A 19,515-nucleotide genomic window follows, 5' to 3' on the forward strand; every position below is an offset into this window, starting at 1 on the left:
GTTGTACGTATCGCCCCGGCGCGGTCAACGGATCTGGCTTCGCCACCGCAGCGCGAACCACAACTCCATGCGCACGTCCGGGTCGTTGAGGTCCCGGTCCAGGAGCCGGGTGATCTGGCGTATCCGGTGCCGCACGGTGTTGCGGTGCACGCCGAGGTCGGCGGCGGTCCTGTCCCAGCTGCCGTGGTGCGCCAGCCAGCTCCGCAGCGTGCCGGCCAGCAGGGCGGAGTCCTTGGGCGGGACGGCGTACAGGGGCGCCAGGAGCCGGTCGGCGTACCGGGACGCCTGCGGCGAGTCCAGCAGCGCCATGACGCCGTGGGGGTCGGTTCCGGCGACCACGGCTCTGCCGCCGACGCGCGCGCCGTCGAGGGCGAAGCCCGCCTCGCCCCACGCGGGATCGAGGTCCGCGGCGGGATGGGGGCGGCTGATCCCCGCGAGCAGGCCGGCCTCGTCCAGCAGGCGCCGCAGCTCATCCACCGGGTCGTCCGGGACGATCGCGACGAACGAGCCACCGTCCCACGTGACGAAGGGCGTCCCGAGCAGCGCCGACAGCCGCTGGATGATCGTCTCGCGTGCGCCCGGCGGCTCGTCCAGCAGCCCGCGGACGACGCGCCACCGGCCGTCCCTTGCCCGGTCGAGCGGGGTGGCGAGGTCGCGGGTGAGCGTGGGGAGCCGCAGCAGGCCGGCCACGGCGGCCGCGCCGAGTGCCTCCGGCGAGCTCGCCGCCGAGGGCGCTGTGAACAGCAGCGAGAGCGCCGAGGCGGCCACGCCGACGATGCCCCGGTCGGCGACGGTGAACGGGCCGCGCCGTGCGACGGCCATCGCGTAGCCGGAGGGGGCGGGGCCGAGGAGCCGCTGGACCTCGATGTTCTCCTCGGCGGTGGCGAGCGCCGCGCTCATCGGCGATCTGCTCGCGCAGGCGCGTTCCAGCATCGCCGTCACCTCCGCGTCCTGCCGGACCGGCCCGGATGACCAGGTTCGGTCCCGGTTGCTGTCGAGCACCAGGGCCCAGCCGTCGAGGAGTTCGGCCAGCCGCTCCACCACGGCCCTCAGCGGCCCTGGGCCGGCGGCCGCCCGGATGAGCACCGCCTGGCCGTCCGAAAGACGTTTCAGGTGATGTGTCTCGGCGCGGACCAACTCGGCGTGGTGGAGCTCAACGATCGAGGCGAACGGCACTTGCGCCGGCACCTCCAGGAGCGCCATGCCGAACTCCTCGCACGCGGCTACGAGTTCGGGCGGGACGGCGTCGAAGACCGGCGTCACCCCGAACCCGATCGCGACGACCCCGGTCTCGGCCAGTCGGCGCACGTAGGCGCGGCTCTCCTCGGGGCGAAAGCCGGTCCCGGCGAGCAGGAGCAGTTCCCCACCGCGCAGAAACGGCGACGGGTCAGGCAGTTCACTGACGTGCACCCACCGCACCCAGCACTCGGACGGGTCGTCGGCGCCCAACGGCCGCAGAGCGAGCCGGGCCACGAAAATCCGGAGAGGAACCACGACGTAACCGTATGCGCGGGACCGCTATGGCCGTGCAAACGACGGATTGAGCGGGTTGCGGCGACGAAGACCTTGCTCGTGGGCTCGACGGTCACCTGATCTCCCGCAAATCCCTGCGGGAGAAGGCGTCGCCGACGCCGAACTCCGCTCGGCCGCCGTCGAGGTCCACGACGGCGACCCGATCGCTGATGATCACTATGGTCGGGAGTGACTCAGCCTTCCTGGTCACCCGCGAGGAACCGGTCGAGAACATTGCGGACGATGCGGTCGACGTAGGGGTCCCCCACGTGGAGCGCGTACGGCCATTCGGTCGAACCGCCGTTGAAGACCTCGCCTCGCCCGCGGGTGAACGCCGCGATCATGCCGGCCCCGCGCATCTGCCCTTCATGCACGTAGTCGGGCAGGTCGTCGCCGAGTTCGCGGTTGTAGGCGTACACCTCCTCCTCGGGCCCGCCCATGGGCAGGAGGCCACCGAACCGGTCCTCCTCGCCGCGGACCGCCGGGGTCAGCGCGAGGATCTCCAGCGTCTCCGGCGCGCCGTCCTCGAAGGTCGGGTACGGCAGGCCCCGGCGGAAGGTGTACTCGACCGAGTCCACTTCGAACGCGGCCAGGAACGTCGGGGCGGCACCAAGCTGGTCGCCGTAGTACAGGTCCGTCCCCTCGAACGCCCAATGGTGCGGACGGTAGACGGTGAACCCGCCCGACGATCTGGGGGTGGCGACCCCGTAGCGCGTGTAGACGCCACCGAGGCCGTTCAAGCCGACCGTGGTCGCCCCCGGCCGTCCGACGGACTTGGCCTCCCACATCGTCGTGGCCGTCCGCGGCGATCGGGCCGTATCGGGGTCGAGGGAGGGCAGCCGGTAGCAGTACTGCGTGGTCAAGTCGTCGCTCAGCCTGACCTGCCACTGGTAGTTTCCGCCGAACCGGGCCAGACCCCCGCCGCCGTCCACGAACCGGTCGACGGCGTCACGCATCTCCCAGCTCCAGTACTCGTCGTGCCCCACGACGATCACGCAGCGGTAGGGGTCGAGCACGGCCTCGTCGACATGCAGGTCGTGCTGGGTGAGGTAGTCCAGCTCGTAGCCGTTCCGCTCGGCCCACTGGACGAAGAGCCGCTCGTACGTCGCCCAGAACGCGTCGGCGTGATGACGGCTGTAGCCGTTCAGGCGGGCCCACTCGTAGGACGCGTACCGGGGTGCGCCGTTCATCGGCAGCGTGAGGTGGTTCGCCTCCCGGGGCGCCCCAGCGGGCTTGCGGATCATCCCGCGGGCGATGGGCCGCTGGGTCGAGGACAATGGGCTGCCCGCGTCGTCGCGCGGGTCATCGCCCAGCCCGCGATAGTGGTTGGCGCCTCCCCAGTCGTTGTACGCCAGCATGGTGCCCGTGGTGAGAACGATCGCCGCCTTCGGACGCCGGCCGGGAGCGGCCTTGACCACGAAGAAGTGCTCGCGCTCCCAGAGCTCGCCGTCGCTCAGCACCGCCCGGACGGTGACGATGTAGAACCCCGGGCGCCAGTCGTCCGGGACGTCCAGCGTGAGGCCGGCAGGCCAGCCGCATCCCTTCGCGTAGGCGTCGGCCGGGGCCTCGAAACGTCCAGCCGTGACGCCGTCGCGGCTCCAGACGGTCTCCGGACGCAGACCGTCACGGGTGATCTCAACGGTGAACGACGGGACGCTCGCGCTGAGGTGGAATGTGACCGTCTCGCCGGGAAAGTAGGAGAACCGGTCGGTGTAGCACCACACCTGCCCAGCGTCCGGGACGGCGTACGCCCGTTCCGACGGCCACGACCGCGGTGACCACGCAAAGGCCGGCTTCGGGTTGTGCACTTGTCTCACTCCTCGTTCAGTGGGATCCGCTGGAACGATCCAGGCTTACCCACGTTGGCCGCGGCGCTCCACGGTCGGCGATCGGGACGATCTCCTCCCGCATGGTCAACGCCGACGGTTTCCCGGTGTCCCAGCACTCGACCTCGGCCGGCTCGTCCGCGTGCCGCTCGATCGCGTGGCGCCCCATCCGGCCGGCGGATCTTACGTCCGAAACGCCGCGCGACCATGACGTTCCGCGGTCATGCTAGGAAAGCGCTCTTCTGTCCGGCTTCGTGCGAATCAACCCGTCCAGCGAGACTGCTTGTGCACTTGGGACAAGTGTCAGCGCTGTGGCGTGCCCTGCCCAACGTGGTCCACCGGACCATGTCGGCGCAGCCGGTCGCCAGTCAAGAAGGTGCGATGCCGGGCGCACGAGTCGGTGATCTCCTACAGCAGGGAGCAGACCTTGGCGCGTCCGGGCTTCAGGGAAGACGGCGCTCGCGGCGTGGTCGGGTTTCACGAGCGATCGCCTATGAAACACCGGGGCTGAGGGGTGCGGCCGTCGGTTGGTTCCAGCGGCTGCTGAGGTTCGCGCTTTCCTGGCGTATGTCGGGCAGCCGAGTGGGGTCGGCGAGCGTGGCGCGCAAGACGAAGTCTGCGACTTCGAGGGCGCGTTTCTCTGGCGCGGGCGAGGGTGCTGCACCGCGCTCCCGTACGACCTCGAGCAGGAGGCCGGTGATGGCGTGCTGCACGAAGTCCGTTTCGATGGCGATGAGCTCCCCACTCGCGATTCCTTGATCGACCAGTGTGGTCGTGAGGTGGTGCATCTGCTCTCGCCGGGTGGCCTGGTCGGTCAGGTCGGGCAGTTCGAGGACGTCGTCGTTGTACAGGCCGCGGACGTCATAGGGCAGCCGGAGGATGGCGGCGACGTCGGTGTGCAGATAGGCGTGAAGGCGCACGGCGGGGCCGGCTTCCGCCGCGAGTGCCGTGCGGATGCGTTTGAGGGCCGGGAGCAGGTCGGCGTCGAGCAATTCGGCGAGGATCGCGGTCTTGCTGGCGAAGTGCCGATAGAAGGTCGGTTGCCGGACGCCGACGGCCTCGGCGATGTCGCGGGTGGAGGTCCCGTGGAAGCCCCGGGCGGCGAAGAGTCGTGAGGCCTCGATGAGAGCCCGGTGCCGGGTGACGCCGTCGGGACCGCGTCCTGCCATGGATCATCCTTTCGCCGCTGGGCCAGCGTATCGGCCGGCGAGTGCAAAGCGCCCGTTAAGTCTGCTTGCCCCCTTGCGCACATAGGCTATCGATCTATAGCTTTACGCGCACCCGCTACCAGCGGTCGAAGGGAGAACGTCCATGCCGATCGAGCAGATCCAGGTCCTTGCTCCGGGGTCGGGAAGCCCGGTGGTTCCGCCTGTGAGCGACTACGCCGAGGTGACCGGGGGGTGGGCCGAGGTCGAGCACCGGGCCCTGGTATCCGATGGCCGTTCGATCGCCGGCGCGTGGGAGGGCGAGCCGGGGGCCGTCCGGATCATGCGGTGGCCCTATGACGAGGTCTGCGTCATCCAGGAGGGCCGGGTGGCGATCGAGGACACGCGCGGACACCGCCGGGAGTTCGGGCCCGGCGAGGCGTTCCTGGTCCCTGCCGGGTTCGACGGCTGGTGGCACACGCTGCAGCGCACTCGCAAGATCTTCGTCGGCATCGCGTCCCGCTGATCCCGCGGTGTCCGGGGAGCCGGCCCATCGAGACCGCCTCCACCCCAGTCCGAGGCCGCCGCGCGCAGCCGGCACGAAAGGTCCCCACGTTGGACGTCGCGCACCCCCCCGAAACACCACCTGCGACGAGTTCACCGAGCAGATCACCCGCAACGTCCTGCAACGCTACGCCGCCCGTAGCCGACCGCCCCCGCCACCACCAGGAAAGGCCATGATGAGCCCGCTGGGACCCATCGACAGCTCCACCACCCCCCGCTACGCGGGCCCGGCCACGTTCGCCCGGCTCCCCCGCCTCGACCAGGTGGAACACGCCGACATCGCCGTCGTCGGGGTCCCCTTCGACACCGGTGTCTCCTACCGGCCCGGCGCCCGGTTCGGCCCCGTCCACGTGCGTGAGGCGTCCCGGCTGCTGCGCCCCTACAACCCGGCGCTGGACATCGCACCGTTCGACATCGCCCAGGTCGCCGACGCGGGCGACATCGCGGTCAACCCGTTCGACATCGGCGAGGCGATCGACACCATCCAGGCCTCCGCGCTCGACCTCACCGCCGCGGGCACCCGGCTGGTGACCATCGGCGGCGACCACACCATCGCCCTACCGCTCCTGCGGGCCGCCGCCGAACGGCACGGCCCGGTGGCGCTGGTCCACTTCGACGCCCACCTGGACACCTGGGACACCTACTTCGGCGCCGAGTACACCCACGGCACCCCCTTCCGCCGCGCCGTCGAGGAAGGCATCCTCGACACCGAGGCACTCAGCCACGTCGGCACCCGCGGCCCCCTCTACGGCAAGAAGGACCTCCAGGACGACCACCGCCTCGGCTTCGGCATCCACACCGCCGCCGACCTCCTGCGCCGAGGCGTCGACGAGATCGCCGACCGGCTGCGCACCCGGGTCGGCGACCGCCCCGTCTACCTATCCGTCGACGTCGACGTCCTGGACCCCGCGCACGCCCCCGGCACCGGCACCCCCGAAGCCGGCGGTCTCACCAGCCGCGAGCTCCTGGAGATCCTGCGCGGCTTCACCGGCCTCAACGTCATCGGCGCCGACGTCGTCGAAGTCGCGCCCGCCTACGACCATGCCGAACTGACCGGCGTGGCCGCCTCCCACATCGCCTACGACCTGGTCTCCCTCCTGGCGACCCAGGTCGGCGAGGAGGCCTGACATGACCGAGCGGCTCTATACCGTCACCGACCCCGCCACCGGCCAGGTGGTCGCCACCTACCCGACCGCCGCCGACGCCGACGTCCAGGCCGCGCTCACCGCCGCCGCCAAGGCCGCGACCTGGGGCCGGACGAGCACGGTCACCGACCGCACCGCCCTGTTGCGACGAGTCGCCGACCTCCACCGCGAGCGGCGCGCCGAGTTGGCCGCGACCATCGTGCGGGAGATGGGGAAACCGGCCGACGAGGCCGACGCCGAGATCGACTTCTGCGTCGACATCTACACCTACTACGCCGACAACGCCGAACGCTTCCTCGCCGACGAGCCCATCGACATCGGTATCGGCCAGGGCAGCGCGCTCTTGCGCCGCACCCCGGTCGGCGTGCTGCTGGGCATCATGCCGTGGAACTTCCCGGCTTACCAGGTCGCCCGCTTCGCCGCCCCGAACCTCGCGGTCGGCAACACCATCGTGCTCAAGCACGCTCCGCAGTGCCCGGCCTCCGCCGCGGCGCTGGAGCAGATCTTCCTCGACGCGGGCTTCCCCGCGGGCGCCTACGTCAACGTCTACGCCACCAACGACCAGGTCGCCGACATGATCGCCGACCCGCGCGTGCAAGGCGTCTCCCTCACCGGCTCCGAACGAGCCGGCTCCGCCGTCGCCGAGATCGCCGGACGGCATCTGAAGAAGGTCGTCCTCGAACTCGGCGGCTCCGACCCGTTCATCGTCCTATCCACCCACGACCTCGACGACACCGTCGACAAGGCCGTCGCCGCACGCCTGGACAACACCGGCCAGGCCTGCAACGCCGCCAAACGGTTCATCATCACCGAACCCCTCTACGACGAGTTCGTCACCCGGTTCACCCACCGGCTCCTCAGCCGCTCACCCGGCTCGCCCTTGTCCTCACAAACCGCCGCCGACACCCTCGCCCGCCAGATCGACACCGCAGTCTCCCAGGGCGCGGTCTACCGCAGCGCGGGACAACGGAACGGCGCCTACTTTCCCGCCGGAGTCCTCACCGGCATCACCACCGACCACGACATCGCCCACCGAGAACTCTTCGGCCCCGTCGCGATGGTCTTCGCCGCCACCGACGAAGACCACGCCGTCCAGATCGCCAACGACACCCCCTATGGCCTCGGCTCCTACGTCTTCACCACCGACCCCGCCCAAGCGCAACGCGTCGCCGACCGGATCGACGCGGGCATGGTCTTCATCAACGGCGTCCTGGCCGAAAGCGCCGAACTCCCCTTCGGCGGCGTCAAACGCTCCGGCTTCGGCCGCGAACTCGGCCGCCCCGGCATCGAGGAATTCGTGAACAAGAAACTCATCCGCACCATCACGCCCGCGCCATCAGGCCCTGACCGATGACTATGCCGGGACGCCTGCCGCGCTCGCAGCGGGGCGGCTCAGTGCGAACCCGCTTGGAAGGCCGCCTCTCAATTCAGACGGGTGTGTCCGGTTAACGGCCCTGGCTCACTTCCGGTGGTAACGCTCCGTATGGCGCGGACCCAGTTGGGCGCCTATTCTGGAGCGCCAAGGGGATCTGAGCCGGTCAGGAAGCAAGTCCGGGAGTTCAGGCCCGACGATCTGCCGTACATTGGCGGCATCTGACCGCCCTGGCCAGAGGACCTCAATGGCAGGGAAGGGCGAGGTCATGCCGCTTACAGTCAGTCACCACCGAAAGTGAGCCAGAGCCGAAAGTGCGACAGAGCCGTTAGCTGGACAGGAGCCTGGATCGGCTGCGCTGATCACCTCGGGGGCAGGAAAATTACCTGGGCGTCCCGGGTGGCCGATGGGTCTGCGACGCCGGTGAGCTCGTTGGACAGGATGGCTAGGGATCTGCCGGGGAATCACGGTTTGTCGCCAGGGCGATTGGAGTTGCCCGGAGCACGCGTGTCAGACTCCGCCTCTTCCCTGATCCTGCGGGGCGCCCACCGTTGCACGAGCGTGCCACGCGGAGGGAGCAGGGAGCATGGCCGTATCCCGGCAGGAAGTCAACGACGAGGTCATCTACCTACGGTCGGCCGGAGTCGACCTGGGCAAGCGATTCCTGCTGGCCTGCGTGCGCACCCCCAGTACGAAGCGAGCAGGCAGCTGGAGCCTGGAAACCGAACGGTTCGGCACCACTCGCACCGAAGTCGGCCGCCTGCTGGCCTGGCTGATGGCGCGGCAGGTCGAAGTAGTGGTCATGGAGGCCACCTCGGACTACTGGCGCGGGGTCTACTACGTACTGCAACCGCATCTGAATCTCATGCTGGTCAACCCCGCTCACCTGCGCGGGATCCGCAGCCGCAAGAGCGACCCGAGCGACGCGGCGTTCCTTGCCCGTGCTGGTGCCGCCGGGATGGTGAAGGGTTCCTTCAAGCTGGATCACCTGGACACGATCCTGGGAGTGGGCAGGCTCGCCGCCGAGGTCATCATCGCCGAGACCGGCGCAGACATGCGCCGTTTCGCCTCCGCCCAGCACCTCGCCTCCTGGATCGGAGTCTGCCCAGGCCAAAACGAGTCCGCCGGGGTGAACAAGTCCGGCCGCTCACGCCCCGGCAACAGCAACCTCAAACGCCTGCTCGGCACCCCCGCCATGGCCGCGATCCGCGACAAACGCTCATATCTTTCGGCGTTCCATCGCCGCATCGCCGCCCGCAGAGGCGGCAAACGTGCCCTGGTAGCGGTGATGCACAAACACGCCATCGCCATCTGGCACGTCCTGCACGACCAACAGCCCTACCGCGATCTCGGCGCCGACTACTTCACCCGCCGCAACCCCGACCGCGCCCTACGCCGGATGACCAAAGAAGCCAACAGCCTCGGCTTCACCATCCGCTTCGACCCAGTCGCAGCCACCCGACCTGCGTAACGTCCTTATTTTCGTGTCAGACCCGGTGCTGGTGGCAGGCGTGGCGCCTCCAGCGCCCCCGCAAGCGGGGGCTACTTGCCGACGTTGCGGAAGCCCTCGGCGCGGCTGTTGATGTCCCGGTGGGCCTCCTGGAAGGCGACGACCATCTTGTCGAAGGAGGGCTTCGCCTGCGCCCACGCCTCGCGGAACCGGTTGGCGCCGGGACCCTGCCAGATGCTCTGGCTGCTCTGCGTGTTCGCGTTGAGGTCCCGGATGATTTGGTCGAGCTCCTGGCCGTGCTTCTGGAAGAGGCTCGCGAGTCTCTTCATGGCGTCGGGATCGCCACCGTAGATGCCGCCCATTGGATTCGCTCCGTTCGCTGTCGACCCGTCTGTGCAATCAAGCATCGACAGAGGGTCGGCGGAACCCCGCGCATTGTCCGCTTCCGGCCATCCATCCGAACAAGATTCTTAAGTGGCCGTACGAAATGGTCGGCGGTCACGTCGGCGCGGCGGACGAATCAGAAGAAGTCGGCGCTTTCTCGATGGTGGCCGGGAGGTGGCGGATGGCGGGGACGGCCAGGGCGGCGAGGGCGACGAGGAACTGGAGGACGCCCGCGAGCCAGAGGGCCGGGTGGGTGCCGATACCGGCCGCGAGCGGGCCGGCCGTGGCCTGGCCGATGGGCTGAACGGCGAAGGATCCGAACCAGTCGTACGCGCTGACGCGGGACAGGGCCTTGTCCGGGACGTGCTGCTGGATGGCGGTCTCCATGAACGTGTTGAAGAGCGTCATCCCGACGCCGCCGAGAAAGGCCAGGCCGGACACCGTGACGACGGAAAGGCCCGCCGCCAGGCCCATGGTGGGCAGGGCGCAGAACGCGAGGGCGAGGACGCCCGTCCGCAGGGGGCGGCGCGGGTGAACGCGCAGCGCGGCGAGGCCGCCGACCAGCGAGCCCACGCCGAGCAGGGCCTGGATCGCCGCCCAGCCGGCGGGGCCGCCGGACGACCGTTCGGCGGTCGCCGGGCCGAGGACGTAGTAGGCCGCGAACAGCAGGTTCGTGAGGGACGCCGCGGCGACGAGGGCGCAGACCCAGGTCCGGGAGCTGAACTCCGTCCAGCCCTCCCGCAGGTCGCGCAGGAAGGACTGCGCCGGTGCGGGCCGCTGCGCGGGCAGGCGCAGCCGGGAGAGCGTGGCCGCGCTGATCGCGAACGTGGCCGCGTCGACGGCGATGGCCCAGCCGGGGCCCGCCGTCGCGGCCAGGAGACCGGCCAGGACCGGGCCGCCGATCTTGCCGATCGACAGGGACAGGCCCCGCAGCGCGTTGGCCTGTTGGAGACGGGGACCGGTGACGATGGCAGGGAGGAGGCCCGTCGAGGCGGGGCTGAACAGGGCGGTCGCCGTACCGTGCACCGCTTGGAGCGCCCCGAGCTCCCAGATCGTCGCGTGGCCGCCGATCAGCAGGGCGGCCATCGTGCCCTGGCCGAGGAAGCGCGCCAGGTCGGCGGCGACCATGATCCGGCGCCGGGGCAGGCGGTCGGCGATCACCCCGCCGACGAGCAGGCCCGCGATCATGGGGATCGTCCGGGCCGCCAGCACGTACCCGAGGTCGGACGGCGACCCGGTGAGGTCGAGGACCGCGAACGCCAGGGCGACTCCGATCATGCCGTCGCCGAGCAGCGACGCCGATTGGCCGACGAAGAACCGCCGGAACTGCCGTTCTCTGAGGACGGCGAGGGCCGTCCCGGGCGCGGGGCTCATGCCCCCGCCCTCTCGCCGCCCGCCGTTCGCCCCGGTTCGATCACGATCCCCATCTTCGATGGGCCGCGGCGGGGGTGAATGGGCGCGAGGACGAGTGAACCGAAGTCTCGGCGAACGGGCATGCGTCTCGGGGCCGAGCCGGATGAAGGCACACGAATCAGCCGCGGAGTGGGCGCGAATCCGAGATTCTCGCCAGCATCGGACGCTCCGGCCCCTCACCCGGCCATCCGGGGCGTTTCCCCTGCCGCCCGGGCTCGCACTCGGTGAGGGCCGCGGCGGCGCTCGTTCGGGCTCCCGAGCAAGGCCGCCCGCGTTCCCGCGGGCCTTTGCTCTGCTCACCGCCAGTAGGCAGTGGACCGTTCCAGGTGCATACCCCGGGTGAGCAGAGCAAAGGCGGAGGGAAGGCGGGACGGCGGGGGCGGCGCGTGCTCCGCGACGGTCGACGTGGTGGAGGCGCGATTCCGCTCCGCGTGGCGGCGCGCCGCCGGGCCGGCCCTACGGGCGTCTAAGGCCAGGTGGCGGGGGTTGCACGGCGCGGTAGCAAGTGATTGGTTACCCTGGAGATCGCCACAACCGGGCGGCCCTTGAGCGCGAGAAGAGCGGGGTTGCCTAGACTCTGGCTGATCGGCAAGAGCGAGGAGTCGTACGTGCGCAAGGTCCTGATCGCCAACCGAGGTGAGATCGCCGTCCGTGTCGCCAGGGCGTGCCGGGACGCCGGAATCGGCAGTGTCGCCGTCTACTCGGAGCCCGACCTGGACGGGCTGCACGCGCGGGTCGCGGATGAGGCGTACGCGCTGGGCGGGTCGACCGCGGCGGAGAGCTACCTCGACATCGACAAGCTGCTGCGAATCGCGAAGGAGAGCGGCGCCGACGCCGTGCACCCCGGCTACGGCTTCCTGTCCGAGAACGCCGGGTTCGCCGAGGCGGTGATCGACGCCGGGCTGACCTGGATCGGGCCGCCGCCGAGCGCGATCATGGCGCTGGGCGACAAGGTGCAGGCGCGGCACATCGCGCAGAAGGTCGGCGCGCCGCTGGTGGCGGGCACCAAGGACCCGGTGAAGGACGCCGACGAGGTCGTGGAGTTCGCCCGGGAGCACGGGCTGCCGATCGCGATCAAGGCGGCGTTCGGCGGTGGTGGCCGCGGGCTGAAGGTCGCGCGCACGATGGAGGAGATCCCGGAGCTGTACGAGTCGGCCGTCCGTGAGGCGGTGGGCGCGTTCGGGCGCGGGGAGTGCTTCGTCGAGCGGTACCTCGACCGGCCGCGTCACGTGGAGACCCAGTGCATCGCCGACCGGCACGGGAACGTCGTGGTCGTCTCCACGCGTGACTGCTCGCTGCAGCGCCGGCACCAGAAGCTCGTGGAGGAGGCTCCGGCGCCGTTCCTGAGCGAGGAGCAGCTGGCGACCCTGTACTCCAGCTCGAAGGCGATCCTGCGTGAGGCCGGATACGTCGGCGCGGGCACGTGTGAGTTCCTCGTCGGCCAGGACGGCACGATCTCGTTCCTCGAGGTGAACACCCGGCTCCAGGTCGAGCACCCGGTCACCGAGGAGGTCGCGGGCGTCGACCTCGTACGGGAGCAGTTCCGGGTCGCGGAGGGCGAGGAGCTGGGGTACGACGACCCGGTCCTGCGCGGGCACTCGATCGAGTTCCGCATCAACGCGGAGGACGCGGGACGCAACTTCCTGCCCGCTGCCGGGACGATCACCCGGTGGAGCGCGCCGAGCGGTCCGGGGGTGCGCCTGGACAGCGGGTTCGAGGGGGGCATGACGGTCCCGCAGATGTACGACTCGATGATCGCGAAGCTGATCGTCACCGGCGCGAACCGTACGGAGGCGCTGCAGCGGGCCCGGCGCGCGCTCGCGGAGTTCGAGATCGAGGGCATGCCGACGGTCCTCCCGTTCCACCGCGCGGTGATCGAGGACCCCGCGTTCGTCGATGAGCCGTTCCAGGTGCACACGCGCTGGATCGAGACCGAGTTCGACAACCGGATCGCGCCGTACGACGCGACGGTCGAGGCGGCCGAACCGGCGGAGCGCGAGAGGGTGACCGTCGAGGTCGGCGGCAAGCGCATCGAGGTGGTGCTCCCCGCGGGGCTGGGCGCCTCGGCGGGCGACCCCGGCCCGAGCTCCGGTCGCGCGGCCGCGCCGGCCCGGCGCAAGGGCGGCAAGAAGGCCGGAGGGGCCGCGGCGGGCGGAGACGCGCTGGTCAGCCCGATGCAGGGCACCATCGTCAAGATCCTCGTCGAGGACGGCACGGCGGTGGAGGCCGGAGCCACGATCGTGGTCCTCGAGGCGATGAAGATGGAGCAGCCGCTGACGGCGCACAAGGCTGGCACGGTGACGGGCCTGGCTGCGCAGGTCGGCCAGACGGTCTCCAACGGCGCCGTGATCTGCGAGATCAAGGACGCCTGAGCCGACGGTCAGGACCTACCGGGGAGACGGGACCCGAGCGGGGCGTAACGTGATGCTCGCCATCGGTTACGCTCGGCTCTGGGACGTCCTGGTGCCCGGGGTGCCGCGCGCTGTGGGCCTGTGCGCGGAACCATCTCGAGCGCTGATTCGTCGAAGGTAGTCCAAGCATTCACACTGATCACATGAAGGCCGCCATGAAGCTTCGCCGTTCGACGATTCTCGCCGCCATGGCCGCCGTCGTCGCACTGCTGTTCGCGTTCGCCGTTCCGGCGAACGCCGACCCGTTCCAGAACGTGGTCCGGGGCTTGAAGAGCCAGGGGTTCTACCTGTCCTCGGACGCGGGCGCGTCGATGTCCGGTTCCGACCAGCAATCCGTGATCAACGCGCTGAAGGACGACGAGTCGACCATCCGGATCGCCGTGGTGAAGCAGGACCGCGTCTCCTCCTCGGGCCTGCGCCAGCTCGACAGCGCCCTGGGCCGGAAGGGCACGCTCATCCTGCTCGACGGCACCGGACGGCGGATCCTCGCGGGCACCCACGAGGGTCTGGGCTCCGGCAAGGTCCAGCAGCTGGTGACCCAGGCGCGTGGCGACTCGTCCAACCTCAAGGACCTGGTCCTCAACCTGAACCAGCGGTTCGACAAGGCGATCTCCGACAAGAAGTCGGGCTCGGCGACGGCCGGGTTCGTGGTGCTGGGCGTCCTCGTCCTCATCGTCCTGGGCATCGTGGGCCTGATCTTCTTCGCGCGCAAGCGGCGGAAGGAGCGGGACGCCAAGCAGCTGGCCGAGCTCAAGGAGAACGTCTACGAGGACGTCACCCGGCTCGGTGAGGACATCACCGGGCTGAACCTCAACGTGATGGACCCGAACCTCGACCCGGCCGCCCGGGACGACTACCAGCGGGCCATGGACGCCTACGACCGGGCCAAGGCCGCGGTCGACGAGGCACGCCGCCCGCAGGACATGAGCAGGGTCACCGAGGCTCTGGCGGACGGCCGCTACTCCATGACGGCGGTGCGGGCCCGCCTGGACGGCCGGCCGGTTCCCGAGCGGCGCGCCCCCTGCTTCTTCAACCCGCAGCACGGCCCGTCGGTGCAGGACGTCATGTGGGCGCCCGCGGGCGGCGCGCCCCGGTCGGTCCCGGCCTGCGCGGCCGACGCGCAGCGGGTGCTGTCGGGCGTGGACCCGGACGCCCGCCTGGTCACGATCGGCGGCCAGCGGCGGCCGTACTGGGACGCCGGACCGATGTACGCGCCGTACGCCGGCGGCTACTACTCCGGCTTCGGCGGCGGGGACATGCTCGGCGGCCTGCTGATCGGCACCGCGCTCGGTTCGATGTTCAGCGGGGGCTGGGGCGGTCACGGCGGCTACGACGCCGGTTACATGGCCGGGTACGAGGCGGGCAACGACAACGACGGCGACTGGGGCTTCGGCGGTGGAGACGGCGGCGGCGGCGGCTTCGACATCGGCGGCGGCGACTTCGGAGGCTTCGACGGCGGTGGTGACTTCGGCGGTGGCGGCGGCGACTGGTGATGGGGGTACCCGCTGACCCGGCTGCCCGGTGACCCGGGCCCGCTCCGGCGGGCCCGTTACACCATGGGGTTCCGGCTCCCTCCGGAGAACCTCGGTTGGGTCCGGCACGACCTGACCGATGCGGGGTGGCGTGGCCGCATGATGGTCCGCCACCTCGCGCTCATGGCCCCCGTCTGCGTGGTGCTCGCGCTGCTGCCCGCCGAGTGGGGCATCCGGGTGGCCGTCGTGGCACTGGCGTTGCTGAGCAGCACCTTCGTCGTCGCGATCAACTCGGCGGACATCCGGCAGGCCCGGCTGCGGCAGCACGGCCTCCCCGTACCCGACGACCCGCAGCGCGGTCATCCACCGCACTGACCTGGTGTTACGCGTAATCCACAGGACTCGTCCACAGCACCTGTCCACAACCTGTGGACGACTTTTCCCCAAGGCCCGGCCGATTCCCGGCCGGGCCTTTGTCATGCCCGCCTTCCCCCGTGGACCGCTCCGCCCGCCTAACGCGCTGGCGCGTCCGGCGCATCCTGTGCCACTCTCGAAGAGTTATAGAACTCATTCGATGAGTTCTACATCTCAGAGGAGGCGCGATGGCGACGGACGTACAGCCGCGGCCGGTGCGGGAGGCGGTCCCCCGCGGCACGGCGATGGGCGATCCCGGGGTGCGCGGCAGGTTCGGGGGTCACGGCGGCCGGTACGTGCCGGAGTCGCTGGTGGCGGCGTGCGGCGAGGTGGAGGACGCCTTCCGGACGGCGTGGGCGGACCCGGCATTCCGCGCCGCTCTCGCGGCGCTGCTGGCCGAGCACGTCGGCCGTCCGACGCCGCTGACGCGGGCGCGGCGCCTGTCCGCCGAACTGGGCGTCGAGGTCCTGCTGAAGCGCGAGGACCTGGCCCACACGGGCTCCCACAAGATCAACAACGTGATGGGGCAGGCGCTGCTGGCCGTCCGGATGGGCCGGACCCGGTTGATCGCCGAGACGGGCGCCGGGCAGCACGGGGTGGCGACCGCGACCGCCGCGGCGCTGCTGGGCCTGCGGGCCACGGTCTTCATGGGCGAGAAGGACATCGAGCGCCAGGCGCTGAACGTCTTCCGGATGCGCCTGCTCGGCGCCGAGGTGGTCCCGGTGACGATGGGCAGCCGCACGCTCAAGGACGCCACGAGCGAGGCGATGCGCCACTGGGTGGGCGCGCTGGAGGACTCCCACTACTGCATGGGCTCGGTCGTCGGGCCGCACCCGTACCCGTGGATGGTCCGGGAGTTCCAGCGGGTGATCGGTGACGAGGCGCGCGGCCAGTGCGCCGCCGAGCTGCCCTCCGGCGCGCCGGACTACGTCGTGGCCTGCGTCGGGGGAGGCTCGAACGCGGCGGGCACCTTCGCCGGGTTCGCCGACGGCCCCGCACGGCTCGTCGGGGTCGAGGCCGAGGGCGGCGCCGGCGCGACGCGTGGCCGGGCCGGCGTGCTGCACGGCTTCCGCTCGCTGTTCCTCCAGGACGACGACGGCCAGATCACCGAGGCCCACTCCATCGCGGCCGGCCTGGACTACCCCGGGGTCGGCCCGGAACACGCCCACCTGCGCGACCTGGGCCGCGCCCGGTACGTCACGGTCACCGACGAGGAGGTGGTCGACGCGGCGGTACGGCTGGCCCGTACCGAGGGGATCGTGCCCGCACTGGAGTCCGCGCACGCGGTCGCGTGGGTGATCCGGGCGGCGGGCGACGGTGAGCTGCCGCCCGGCGCGACCGTGATGCTCACGCTGTCGGGGCGGGGCGACAAGGACATCTCGACGCTGATGGGAGTTCTGGGATGACCGGCACGACGACGCTCGGGTCGCTGGAGCGGTGCCTGCGGGCGCGCCGCGACGCGGGCCGTACGCTGCTGATGCCGTACCTCACCGGCGGGATCACCCCGGACTGGACCGCGTACCTGCGGGCGTTCGCGGCGGCGGGGGCCGACGCGATCGAGGTCGGGCTGCCGTTCAGCGATCCGACCCTCGACGGCGTCACCATCCAGGAGGCGTCGAACGCGGCGCTGGCGCGCGGGGCGTCGGTGCGCGGGATCCTCGCCGACCTCGCCGCGCTGGGCGAGCCGGCCGTGCCGCTGGTCGCCAGCACGTACTACAACCTGGTCCTGCGGGACGGGCCGGAGACGTTCTGCGCGGCGCTGCGGGACGCCGGGGTCACCGGGCTGATCGTCCCGGACCTGCCGGTGGACGAGGCCGGTGAGCTGACGGACGTCGCGGCCGCCGCGGGCGTCGACCTGGCGCTGCTCGCCTCCCCGGCCACCCCCGAACCACGGCTGGCGGAGATCGGCCGGCGCAGTCGCGGGTTCGTCTACGCCGTCTCGCTGATGGGCACGACCGGCGAACGGTCCGCGCTCGCCGCGTCGGCGACGACGACCGCCGAGCGGATCCGGCGCGGCACCGACCGCCCCGTGCTCCTCGGGTTCGGCATCTCGACCCCCGGGCAGGCGGTGGCGGCCGCCCGCGGCGCCGACGGCGTCGTCATCGGCGCGGCGCTGATGCGGCAGGTGCTGGACGGGTCCGGGCCGGACGACGTCGGGGCCTTCCTGGCTAAGATTCGCCGAGCACTCGACGAGGAGACCTGAGCGCAGGGCGAGCCGCGCGGAGGAGAGGGAGGGCGATGGCCCGCGACACCGGCCACGAGGCGAGGTACCGCACCATCGCCGCCGACCTCGCCGCGAAGATCCGCGCGGGTCACTACGCCCCGGGCGAGGCGCTCCCGCCGCAGCGCGAGCTGAGCGCCTCGTACGGGGTGACGCTGATGACGCTCCGGCAGGCGCTGCGGCGGCTCAGCGACGAGGGGCTGATCGTGCAGCGGCACGGGCGCGGGACGTACGTCGCGCCGCCGCACCTGGCGTACCAGCTCGGGTCGCTCCGGAGCCTCGCCGACGACCTGCGGGAGCAGGGCCACGAGGTGCGCACGGTGGTGCTCGGGCGGTCGGTGCGGAAGGTTCCGGCGGGCGTCGCCGCGCGGCTCCGCAGCCGTCCCGGCGAGACGGCGCTGCGGCTGGAGCGGCTCCGCGAGTTCGCGGGGCGCGCCGCGATCCACCAGGTGTCCTGGGTCCGGCAGCCGCACGCCGAGGCGGTGCGCGACCGGGACTTCACCGGCGTCTCGCTGTACGGTGCCCTCGCCGACGCCGGGGTGGCGGTGGCCCGCGCCGCCGAGACGATCCGCCCCGGGCTGCTGGACGCCGCCCTCGCGCGGCACCTGGAGGAGCCCGCGGGCAGCCCGGTGTTCACCAGCGAGCGGATCACGTACACGCTGGACGGCACCGCGATCGTCGACGACCACGCCACCATCCTCGGCAGCATGATGGAGATCAGCACCGACCGCGCCGCGACCGGCCTGTCCCTGACGTGGGGCGCCACGGGCCGCTAGGGCCGTGGATCAGTAGGCCGACTCCTGCATGAGGCGGCGGGCGGCCTCGGTGATGCTGCCGGACACGGACGGGTACACCGCGAACGTGTGGGCCACCTGGTCGACGGTCAGGTGCTGCTGCACGGCGATCGACAGGCCGAGGATCAGCTCGCCGGCCCGGGGCGCGACGATCACGCCGCCGAGCACGATGCCGGTGGCCGGCCGGCAGAAGATCTTCACGAAGCCGTCCAGGAAGCCCTGCATCTTGGCGCGCGGGTTGGTCGACAGGGGCAGCTTCACGATCCGGGCCGGGACCTCGCCGGAGTCGATCTGCGCCTGGGACACGCCGACCGTGGCGACCTCCGGATCGGTGAAGATGTTCGCGGCGACCCAGCCGAGCTTGAGCGGCTGCACGGCCTCGCCGAGGGCGTGCCACATCGCGATCCGGCCCTGCATGGCGGCGACCGAGGCGAGCATCAGCACGCCGGTGCAGTCCCCGGCGGCGTACACGTGGGGGGCGGACGTGCGGGACACCTTGTCCACCTGCACGAACCCGCGTTCGTCCAGCCGTACGCCGGCCTCCTCCAGGCCCATTCCGCGGGTGTTGGGCTCCATGCCGACCGTCATGAGACAGTGCGACCCGGTGACCGTACGGCCGTCGGTGAGCGTCACCTCGACGCCGTCGCCGGTGCGCTTGACCCCGGCGGCGCGGGAGCGGGCGAGGAGGTTCATGCCACGGCGCTGGAAGACCTCCTCCAGGACCCGCGCGGCGTCCTCGTCCTCGTTCGGCAGGACGTGGTCGCGGGAGGAGACGAGCGTGACGCGTGAACCGAGGGCGAGGTACGCGCCGGCGAACTCGGCGCCGGTGACGCCGGAGCCGACGACGATCAGGTCCTCGGGCAGTTCGGGCAGGTCGTAGAGCTGACGCCAGTTCAGGATGCGCTCGCCGTCGGGCTCGGCGCCGGGCAGGACCCGCGGCGTCGCGCCGGTGGCGATCAGGACGACGTCGGCGTGGATCCGCTCGTCGCCGACGGCCACGATCTGCGGGTCGACGAGGCGGCCCTCTCCGCGGACGATCCGTACGCCCTCGTCCGCGACCCGGCTCTCGATGTCGGCGGACTGGGCCCAGGCCAGCTCCTTCACCCGCTTGTTGACCAGGGGAAGGTCGACCTCCGGCCCGCCGACCTCGCCGTCCGGGCCCCCGGAGAACCGCACGCCGAGGGACGCCGACTCCGACAGCACCGCCATGCGCGTCGAGGTCGCGATGAGCGTCTTGGAAGGGACGCAGTCGGTGAGGACACAGGCCCCTCCGGGCCCGTCGCGCTCCACGAGCGTGACGTCCGCGCCCAGTTGTGCCGCGACCAGGGCGGATTCGTAGCCGCCGGGGCCGCCTCCGAGGATGGCTACGCGTGTCATATCGGTCATTCTCCC

General features: G+C 71.2%; 16 protein-coding genes. 10 read left to right on the forward strand and 6 right to left on the reverse strand.

Translation table 11 applies throughout. The features are described 5' to 3' along the window. Positions 1-24: 24 nt before the first annotated feature. The 3 genes from NDW01_RS13030 to NDW01_RS13040 form a co-directional block, all read right to left on the reverse strand. Positions 25-1,494 (reverse strand): PucR family transcriptional regulator, encoded by a 1,470-nt coding sequence (locus NDW01_RS13030; protein ID WP_252820247.1) that lies wholly within the window; start codon positions 1,492-1,494, stop codon positions 25-27. Positions 1,495-1,706: 212 nt separating this feature from the next. Then, complete coding sequence (locus tag NDW01_RS13035) at positions 1,707-3,236, reverse strand: N,N-dimethylformamidase beta subunit family domain-containing protein (protein ID WP_252820249.1); 1,530 nt, start codon at positions 3,234-3,236, stop codon at positions 1,707-1,709. A gap of 593 nt (positions 3,237-3,829) precedes the next feature. Then, entirely contained in the window at positions 3,830-4,507 is a 678-nt protein-coding gene (locus NDW01_RS13040) for a TetR/AcrR family transcriptional regulator (RefSeq protein WP_252820251.1), read from the reverse strand. A gap of 142 nt (positions 4,508-4,649) precedes the next feature. Here NDW01_RS13040 and NDW01_RS13045 point away from each other — a divergent pair, with 142 nt between their 5' ends. From NDW01_RS13045 to NDW01_RS13060, 4 genes are all read left to right on the forward strand, one after another. Further along, entirely contained in the window at positions 4,650-5,009 is a 360-nt protein-coding gene (locus NDW01_RS13045; RefSeq protein WP_252820253.1) for a cupin domain-containing protein, read from the forward strand. Between the two features lie 211 nt (positions 5,010-5,220). Next, positions 5,221-6,174 carry an agmatinase gene (speB, locus tag NDW01_RS13050; RefSeq protein WP_252820255.1) on the forward strand — a complete coding sequence of 318 codons (954 nt, stop codon included), beginning with the start codon at positions 5,221-5,223 and terminating at the stop codon, positions 6,172-6,174. 1 nt (position 6,175) lies between these two features. Next, the gene (locus tag NDW01_RS13055) at positions 6,176-7,546 is read left to right on the forward strand and encodes an NAD-dependent succinate-semialdehyde dehydrogenase (RefSeq protein WP_252820257.1); all 1,371 of its coding nucleotides are present in this window, start codon (positions 6,176-6,178) and stop codon (positions 7,544-7,546) included. 604 nt (positions 7,547-8,150) lie between these two features. Then, a complete protein-coding gene (locus NDW01_RS13060) occupies positions 8,151-9,035 on the forward strand; it encodes a transposase (protein ID WP_252820261.1) in 885 nt (294 codons plus the stop codon). A 71-nt stretch (positions 9,036-9,106) separates the two neighbouring features. Here NDW01_RS13060 and NDW01_RS13065 read toward each other — a convergent pair whose 3' ends face one another. Both NDW01_RS13065 and NDW01_RS13070 read right to left on the reverse strand, forming a co-directional pair. Further along, the gene (locus tag NDW01_RS13065; protein ID WP_252785857.1) at positions 9,107-9,376 is read right to left on the reverse strand and encodes a WXG100 family type VII secretion target; all 270 of its coding nucleotides are present in this window, start codon (positions 9,374-9,376) and stop codon (positions 9,107-9,109) included. Positions 9,377-9,512: 136 nt separating this feature from the next. After that, the gene (locus NDW01_RS13070) at positions 9,513-10,772 is read right to left on the reverse strand and encodes an MFS transporter (protein ID WP_252820263.1); all 1,260 of its coding nucleotides are present in this window, start codon (positions 10,770-10,772) and stop codon (positions 9,513-9,515) included. Between the two features lie 647 nt (positions 10,773-11,419). Here NDW01_RS13070 and NDW01_RS13075 point away from each other — a divergent pair. From NDW01_RS13075 to NDW01_RS13100, 6 genes are all read left to right on the forward strand, one after another. Further along, entirely contained in the window at positions 11,420-13,183 is a 1,764-nt protein-coding gene (locus NDW01_RS13075) for an acetyl/propionyl/methylcrotonyl-CoA carboxylase subunit alpha (RefSeq protein ID WP_252820666.1), read from the forward strand. A 194-nt stretch (positions 13,184-13,377) separates the two neighbouring features. Continuing rightward, positions 13,378-14,715, forward strand: coding sequence for a hypothetical protein (locus NDW01_RS13080; protein WP_252820265.1), 1,338 nt, complete (start codon positions 13,378-13,380; stop codon positions 14,713-14,715). A 21-nt stretch (positions 14,716-14,736) separates the two neighbouring features. After that, positions 14,737-15,069, forward strand: coding sequence for a DUF5313 family protein (locus tag NDW01_RS13085; protein WP_256511779.1), 333 nt, complete (start codon positions 14,737-14,739; stop codon positions 15,067-15,069). A 227-nt stretch (positions 15,070-15,296) separates the two neighbouring features. After that, the gene (gene trpB / locus NDW01_RS13090) at positions 15,297-16,514 is read left to right on the forward strand and encodes a tryptophan synthase subunit beta (protein ID WP_406567718.1); all 1,218 of its coding nucleotides are present in this window, start codon (positions 15,297-15,299) and stop codon (positions 16,512-16,514) included. Then, positions 16,511-17,311: a tryptophan synthase subunit alpha gene (gene trpA, locus NDW01_RS13095; RefSeq protein WP_252820268.1), complete on the forward strand. Its 801-nt coding sequence runs from the start codon at positions 16,511-16,513 to the stop codon at positions 17,309-17,311. The genes trpB and trpA overlap by 4 nt, the downstream gene beginning before the upstream one ends. A 35-nt stretch (positions 17,312-17,346) precedes the next feature. After that, positions 17,347-18,105, forward strand: a complete 759-nt coding sequence (locus NDW01_RS13100; RefSeq protein WP_252820269.1) for a GntR family transcriptional regulator — start codon at positions 17,347-17,349, stop codon at positions 18,103-18,105. 9 nt (positions 18,106-18,114) lie between these two features. Here NDW01_RS13100 and NDW01_RS13105 read toward each other — a convergent pair whose 3' ends face one another. Then, positions 18,115-19,500, reverse strand: coding sequence for an NAD(P)H-quinone dehydrogenase (locus tag NDW01_RS13105; protein ID WP_252820270.1), 1,386 nt, complete (start codon positions 19,498-19,500; stop codon positions 18,115-18,117). Positions 19,501-19,515: the final 15 nt, after the last annotated feature.

The sequence above is a fragment of the Actinoallomurus soli genome (genome assembly GCF_024055715.1).
Lineage (GTDB): Bacteria > Actinomycetota > Actinomycetes > Streptosporangiales > Streptosporangiaceae > Actinoallomurus > Actinoallomurus soli.